1 protein-coding gene is annotated in these 294 nt (G+C 53.7%); it reads left to right on the top strand.

Translation table 11 applies throughout. From position 1 onward, the window contains the following. Positions 1-294: hypothetical protein (locus LZP73_RS20140; protein ID WP_234236689.1), on the top strand; the 294-nt coding region annotated here is incomplete at both ends.

Raw genomic sequence — 294 nt, 5'->3', positions numbered from 1 at the left:
TTGAAGAGCAATCTTTTCACGAAACCGAACAGGAAGAACGTGTACGTCCGGTTCAGCCACGTCGTAAACAGCGTCAGCTCAATCAGAAAGTGCGTTACGAGCAAAGCGTAGCCGAAGAAGCGGTAGTCGCACCGGTGGTTGAAGAAACTGTCGCAGCCGAACCAATTGTTCAGGAAGCACCAGCCCCACGCACAGAACTGGTGAAAGTCCCGCTGCCAGTCGTAGCGCAAACTGCACCAGAACAGCCAGAAGAGAACAATGCTGATAACCGTGACAACGGTGGCATGCCGCGTC

It is taken from the genome of Shewanella sp. AS16 (assembly GCF_021412365.1).
GTDB lineage: Bacteria > Pseudomonadota > Gammaproteobacteria > Enterobacterales > Shewanellaceae > Shewanella > Shewanella salipaludis.
The sequence above is the reverse complement of the archived record's forward strand: the minus strand, read 5'-3'. Positions and strand labels throughout refer to the sequence as shown.